We start from the raw sequence: 5720 nt of genomic DNA, 5'->3' as shown, positions 1-5720 counted from the left end.
GTGCTTCTGATGTGATCGGCAATGTTTTCGCGCGCGTTCTCGATGGCCGAGGCCATGCCGGCTTCGAACGGTGGGCCGGAGGCCGAAACGACTTTCGGATCGCCCAGGAAAAAGCCGCTGGCGCCGATACCGGAAAAATAGCTGTCGAAGGAAAAATCATAACTGTCCGGCCGGACCGGCCCGGTAGGCGGCAGCAACCGGGCATAGCCCGTCACCAGCGATCCAACCTTCATGTCTGAGGATATCGCGCGCGCCGAGAGCCTGACGCGATCCGGCGCGTAGCGCAGTTCTGGATGCGCGGTCGAGACAAGATCGATGGTCAGTCGCACTCGGCCATTGGCCATTTCTTCGGCGATGACGACGCGGCCGGTCAGCCGCGTCTGGATTTCGGAGCCGAGCATCGGCGCTACGGCCCGCCATGTCTCGACCTTCGCGGCGACGAAGCCCAAGGCGCAAAACAGCGCCGCCATGAAGGCGAGGTGCGTCTTGGGCCATGCGCGGGAAATGATCGCGCAGACAGCCATCAGCGCTACAGCCGCCAGCGGCCTATAAAGATCCGGCTCGACGTCCAAGGAAAAATAGAGGATGACGCCGGCGGCCAGGAACACTGGCACCAGCAGGAAGCCGATGCCGCGGTCGAGCTCGGTCGCAGCGGCTTCGGACACGCTCAGGCGAAAGGCGGAAAAAGAAGCACGGCGGAACTGCCTGCGGATCCGGTCGATGGTTGCCAACTGAGGCGGCTGCAGGGAGGCGCCGCCGTCCGGCGGCAAGATCTCCGTAGCCGGCCGCGGCACCGGAACAGAAACAGGTGTCGCTTCGAACGGCGCGGTGCCGGCAAATAGCAGGCGCTCGCTGACGCCAGCCGTTATTCCCCCATCATCCTCCGTACCCCGGCCACGCCCAGCCATCGGGTCTGCCCCTTGCGCCCCAGACCTCCTATGCTACATGAACGCCCGTCGGGCGAAAGTCCGCGCAATCACGCCTGCTCCAGTGCTTGCCGTGATCCGTGTCCTGACGACAGCTTATTGACTGCGGAGAGCAGCACCACATTCACTCCAGGCCTTTGTGGCGATGCTTACAAATTGAGGATCGTCTTTCGCGTCTGAGGGCAACGTGCTGAATGTTAAAGCGGTCAGGGTAGTGTGCTGCAGGACTTTGCCCGCGAGCTTACCTGAGTAGCAATCGCAGAATATTTTTTGTTGACCCTCTGGCAGGCTGTCTACATCAGTGTTCCGGTCCAGACAGCCTTTCACAATTCCGTTTCGCGTCTGCTCAACCCTGTTTAAGACTTCTTGTCTTCCCACAATACCTATCAAGACGATGAACGCGATGTAACCCGCTAGCAGATTCCTTCCCTTTCGCATGATAAGGAAGCCCAGCAGGGCCGGAATAGAGGTCAAGCCAACCCCATACCCTAAACTATCGCCATTGATCTCCCCGTATAGAGCAGCCGCAACCAATGCGGCGCCCCCAAAGATCAGTCCAAATAGGATCCAGTGCTTACGATTGGCGAGTGACGGCGGAACCACCTTGGAGTCGCCAGGCATGTTGGTCATTGGTTCCCCCCTTTGGTTCGCAATATTTTCTCCTCCGTACCCCGGCCACGCCCAGCCATCGGGTCTGCCCCTTGCGCCCCAGACCTCCTATGCTACATGAACGCCCGTCGGGCGAAAGTCCGCGCATTCACGCCCGCTTCCGTGCCACTCCGAGAGTTCCATGTCCGACAAGGTCGTCACCCGTTTTGCCCCCTCGCCCACCGGCTACCTGCACATCGGCGGCGCGCGCACGGCGCTGTTCAACTGGCTCTACGCCAGGCACACGGGCGGCACGATGCTGCTGCGCATCGAGGACACCGACCGCGAGCGCTCCACCGAGGCGGCCACGGCCGCCATCCTCGACGGACTGACCTGGCTGGGCCTGTCATGGGACGGCGAGGCCGTATCGCAGTTCGAACGCGCGCCGCGCCACCGCGAGGTGGCTGAGGAGCTCGTGCGCCTGGGCAAGGCCTATTACAGCTATGAGACGCCTGCCGAGTTGGAGGCCATGCGCGAGGCAGCGCGCGCCAAGGGTCTGCCGCCGCGCTACAACGGCCAGTGGCGCGACCGCGACCCGTCCGAGGCGCCTCCCGGCGTCAAGGGCGCCATCCGCATCAAGGCGCCGACCGAGGGCGAGACCGTCGTGCACGACCGTGTGCAGGGCGAGGTGCGCTTTCCGAACAAGGATCTCGACGACTTCATCATCCTGCGCTCCGACGGCAACCCGACCTATATGCATGCCGTCGTCGTCGACGATCACGACATGGGCGTCACCCACATCATCCGCGGCGACGACCACCTCACCAACGCGGCGCGCCAGACCGTGATCTATAACGCCATGGGCTGGGACGTGCCGTCGATGTCGCACATCCCGCTGATCCACGGTGCCGACGGGGCGAAACTGTCAAAGCGACACGGCGCGCTCGGCGTCGAGGCCTATCGCGCCATGGGCTATCTGCCCGAGGCCCTGCTCAACTATCTGGCCAGGCTCGGCTGGAGCCATGGCGATGACGAGGTGATGTCGATCAACGACATGATCGCCTGGTTCGACATCGGCGACGTCAACAAGGGCGCCGCCCGCTTCGATTTCGCCAAGCTCGAGGCGCTGAACGGCGTCCATATGCGCAAGATGGACGACAAGTCCCTGTTCGGCATTTTCGTCGCCACCTTGTCCCATCTTGAAGGCGGACCGGCGCTCGCGGCAAAGCTCGACGACAGGCGCAAGGCCCAATTGCTTGCCGCCCTGCCTGGCCTCAAGGAGCGCGCGAAGACGCTGGTCGAACTCGTCGACGGAGCCGCCTTCCTGTTTGCCGAACGGCCATTGCCCTTGGACGAGAAGGCCGCGGGCTTGCTCGGAGGCGATGCGCGCGCCATTCTGCGCGGCGCCCATGTGGCGCTCGCAGCCATCTCCGGCGAGTGGAGTGCCGCAGCCGCCGAGGCTGCCATCCGCGACTTTGCGCAGGCCGGCAGCCACAAGCTCGGCGCCGTGGCCCAACCGCTGAGAGCCGCGCTTACCGGCCGCAGCACCTCGCCCAGTGTGTTCGACGTGCTTGCCGTGTTGGGACGCGACGAAAGTCTAGCGCGGATCGGAGATCAAATCGATTAGGAGCGAACTGGCCCAAAAAGATTGGCATTGAAAGGTGTGTTTCGCAGTGCAACATTAGGCCTTGGCCCAATCTGGCACGCACCCCCTAAAATGCGGTGGTAAGTTCGCGCATTCCGGTGATTTCGACGTGTCGTTTGCAGGAATTGCCTTGCCGGCATGAGGAAACATAAAGGAGTTTGCAATGAGCGAAGCTGCGACAAAACTGGAACCGGGCGGCAAGGCGCATGAGTCGACCGCCAGGCTCGAACTCGCCGGCAAGACCCACGAATTCAAGGTGCGAAGCGGCTCGACCGGGCCTGACGTCATCGACATCGGCGCGCTCTACAGCACGACCGGGGCCTTCACCTACGACCCCGGCTTCACGTCGACGGCGAGCTGCGAGTCGGCGATCACCTTCATCGACGGCGATGCCGGCATCCTGCTGCATCGCGGCTATCCGATCGACCAGCTCGCCGAACACGGCGACTTCCTCGAGGTCTGCTACCTGCTGCTCTATGGCGAATTGCCGACCAAGGCGCAGAAGGACGACTTCGACTACCGCGTGACGCGCCACACCATGGTGCATGAGCAGATGTCGCGTTTCTTCACCGGCTTCCGTCGCGACGCGCACCCGATGGCCGTCATGTGCGGCGTGGTCGGCGCGCTGTCGGCCTTCTATCACGACTCGACTGACATCTCGGACCCCTACCAGCGCATGGTCGCCTCGATGCGGCTGATCGCCAAGATGCCGACCATCGCGGCGATGGCCTATAAATACCACATCGGCCAGCCCTTCATTTACCCGAAGAACGAGCTGAACTTCGCCGCCAATTTCCTGCATATGTGCTTCGCGGTGCCGTGCGAGGAGTACAAGATCAATCCGGTGCTGGCGCGCGCCATGGAGCGCATCTTCATCCTGCACGCCGACCACGAGCAGAACGCCTCGACCTCGACGGTTCGCCTCGCCGGCTCCTCCGGCGCCAACCCGTTCGCCTGCATCGCCGCCGGCATCGCCTGCCTGTGGGGCCCGGCGCATGGCGGCGCCAACGAAGCGGCGCTCAACATGCTGGGCGAGATCGGCCATGTCGACCACATCCCGGAATTCATTGCCCGCGCCAAGGACAAGAACGACCCGTTCCGGCTGATGGGCTTCGGCCATCGCGTCTACAAGAACTACGACCCGCGCGCCAAGATCATGCAGAAGACAGCGCATGAGGTGCTGGGCGAGCTCGGCATCAAGGACGATCCACTGCTCGACATCGCGATGGAACTCGAGAAGATCGCGCTGACCGACGCTTATTTCATCGAGAAGAAGCTTTATCCGAATGTCGATTTCTATTCGGGCATCACGCTGAAGGCGCTGGGCTTCCCCACCACCATGTTCACCGTGCTGTTCGCGGTCGCCCGCACCGTCGGCTGGATCGCGCAGTGGAAGGAAATGATCGAGGATCCGCACCAGAAGATCGGCCGCCCGCGGCAACTCTACACCGGCGCCACGGAACGCGATTACGTGCCGATCGCCAAGCGGTGATTTAAGCGAATAGCGAAATAGCGAGTAGCGAATAGGGAAAGAAGCCGGTGAGTGCCGTGCGACACCCGCACTATTCGCTATTCGCTATTCGCTACTCCCTATTCGCTCTCCTGATACACCCCATCACCACCTCGGCGGCGATTTCGCCGGAGGGCTTCTCGGTTGCCATGCGCCCGGAGATCTCGGCGAAGCCCGCCTTCTGCCAGGCGCGCATGCCGGTATCGGCAAACAGCGCTTCCAACTGGCGCGCCAGGTTCTCCGGCCTGACATATTGGTCGTAAAATTCCGGCACCAGCGCGCGGTCGGCGATCAGGTTGGGCAGCAGCGCCGACCACGTCGTCACCAGATGCTGCAGCAATTGTCTGGCGATCGGATCGAGCTTGTAGCTGGAAACCATCGGAACGCCGCTGAGCGCGAGTTCGAGCGAGACTGTCCCAGAGGCGATCAAAGCCGCATCGGCCTTGCCGAAAGCCTGCCATTTGCGCTCTGGATCGGTGATGATCTCGGGCTTCTCGTCCCAGCTCGCGACCGACGTCCTGACCAGATCGGCGACATGCGGCACCGTCGGCAGCAACAGGCGCAGCCGATGGCCGCGCTGGTGGAGCACCGACACCGTCTTGCCGAACGGGTCGATCAGACGGCGCACCTCGCTGCGGCGAGAGCCCGGCAGCACGAGCAGCGTCTTCACGCGATCCGCCGACAGGTCGCGCGGCAGGCCCTGCGCCTTGGCGGCGCCAAGCACGCCGGGGTCCTGTGTCAGCCGGTGGCCAACATAAGTGCCGGGCGGTCCGCCAAGGCGGGCCAGTGCTTTCACCTCGAACGGCAGGATGCAGAGGATGTGGTCGACATATGGCTTCATTGCCACAGCCCTGCCCGGCCGCCATGCCCACACGCTCGGGCAGACATAGTGGACGATCGGGATGGCGGGCGCGGCAGCGCGAACCTTTTTGGCGACGCGCAGCGAAAAGTCGGGGCTGTCGATGGTGATAAGGCAATCCGGCCGCTCGCTCGCGATGGTTGCGGCCGTCTGGCTGATCCGGCGCATCAGCCGCGGCAGGTCGCGTAGGAC

Annotated in this window: 5 protein-coding genes; 2 read left to right on the top strand and 3 right to left on the bottom strand. The window is 63.3% G+C overall.

Translation table 11 applies throughout. The annotated features are described in order from the left end of the window. Together EOA38_RS26015 and EOA38_RS26010 are read right to left on the bottom strand one after the other, a co-directional pair. Positions 1-908, bottom strand: a 908-nt coding sequence (locus EOA38_RS26015; protein ID WP_127300582.1) for a DUF4131 domain-containing protein, incomplete at its 3' end; no start/stop codon positions are given. A 114-nt stretch (positions 909-1022) separates the two neighbouring features. Beyond that, positions 1023-1556, bottom strand: a complete 534-nt coding sequence (locus EOA38_RS26010; RefSeq protein WP_127300581.1) for a hypothetical protein — start codon at positions 1554-1556, stop codon at positions 1023-1025. A gap of 160 nt (positions 1557-1716) precedes the next feature. Between EOA38_RS26010 and gltX the strand changes: the two genes are divergently transcribed. Further along, complete coding sequence (gene gltX, locus EOA38_RS26005) at positions 1717-3141, top strand: glutamate--tRNA ligase (RefSeq protein ID WP_127300580.1); 1425 nt, start codon at positions 1717-1719, stop codon at positions 3139-3141. A 181-nt stretch (positions 3142-3322) separates the two neighbouring features. Continuing rightward, entirely contained in the window at positions 3323-4651 is a 1329-nt protein-coding gene (gltA, locus tag EOA38_RS26000) for a citrate synthase (RefSeq protein ID WP_126093893.1), read from the top strand. 91 nt (positions 4652-4742) lie between these two features. Here the strand turns inward: gltA and EOA38_RS25995 are convergent. Continuing rightward, positions 4743-5720 (bottom strand): lipid-A-disaccharide synthase (locus EOA38_RS25995; protein ID WP_127300579.1); only part of this gene is annotated, 978 nt, incomplete at its 5' end.

It is taken from the genome of Mesorhizobium sp. M1E.F.Ca.ET.041.01.1.1 (genome assembly GCF_003997355.1).
Lineage (GTDB): Bacteria > Pseudomonadota > Alphaproteobacteria > Rhizobiales > Rhizobiaceae > Mesorhizobium.
This window is presented reverse-complemented; position numbering and strand designations above follow the sequence as displayed.